2 protein-coding genes are annotated in these 1137 nt (G+C 30.1%); both read right to left on the reverse strand.

The window, feature by feature from the left end; all coding sequences use genetic code 11:
* Nucleotides 1-327 (reverse strand): hypothetical protein (locus AC1DSL_RS18480; RefSeq protein ID WP_477533364.1); only part of this gene is annotated, 327 nt, incomplete at its 3' end.
* Nucleotides 328-541: 214 nt separating this feature from the next.
* Nucleotides 542-934, reverse strand: coding sequence for a hypothetical protein (locus AC1DSL_RS18485; RefSeq protein ID WP_477533365.1), 393 nt, complete (start codon nucleotides 932-934; stop codon nucleotides 542-544).
* Between the last annotated feature and the right edge of the window lie 203 nt (nucleotides 935-1137).

Below are 1137 nucleotides of genomic sequence, written 5' to 3' on the forward strand. Positions count from 1 at the left end.
ATGCCCAATTACCTTATTGGTGTTAGGGTCAACAAATATTGATGGTGAAGCTATKGCATCTTCTAAAGTAACAATTAATATTTCTTTGCCAATATAATTTTCATCTAAAGTTTTATACCTATCATCAGCAATCGTTTTCTTTATTGATGCACTTTCCCAGTCTTCTTTGGAATAATCCCATCCTTCCTCATCGATGTAATTCCCTACAACTGCTCTGATCTCTCCGTAACTCTCACTATCTTTGACATTACCTTCATTATTGTTGTTCGAACACCCTACAAAAAGTGATAACGAAATTAATATTAAAAATAAAAATTTTATTCTCAAAATTAATTACCTCCCTTTATTAAAAATTGCCTTCTTACATTACCTTCGATATTGTTTGAAAAATCACCTTTAACTAACCTGCTGCGTCAGTTGAATAAGAAGGCAATATTTAAAGTTATTGGTTGAATTTGTATAGAAAAATGTGCTTGGAAATGTATCGCCAAGCGCATTTATTTGACAGTTTTTTTTACTAAAGCACCCGTTAGTTAAGTTATTACAAACTAATTTCTTCACCTATACTTATAGCACGAAAAGGATTTCTTTCCTTTGATTTTAACGATTCAATAAAGTCTGAAGTTAAGTCCTCTTTGTTAATAATTATTCTTGTAGAACCAGATACTACACCGTTTAAAAAAATGGGTTCAATAGATTCTGGATTCTTAAGTCGTTCATAAAAAAAACTGTCTAAAACAATAGTTACATAACTAAAATTGCCTGTATTGTTAGTGAATTGATAGTTAACTTCAATAATAAGTTCGTCATTGTTTTCCTCTATCTCATAGATGAAACTTTTTACTTCTGCACTTTTATTAGGAAATAAAATCCACACTAAGCACAATAAAAAAATCACAGATATAATGAAAATTATTACTTTGTTTCTTTTCAAAAATTCACCCCCATTTTATTTTATTAAACTGCACCGTTAGTTCAATAAGAAAACAGGCTTCACTCCTTAATGAAGTAAAGCACCCGAAGAACATTTAATTCGCTAACTTCAGTTTTTTCTTTTGTTGGAATATCTCAAAAACACTAATAGCGATGACAATCCATAATAGTGGGTTTCTTAAAGTAATTCCTATGTGTGAAGAT

The sequence above is a fragment of the Paenisporosarcina sp. P4_D4 genome, from assembly GCF_056401835.1.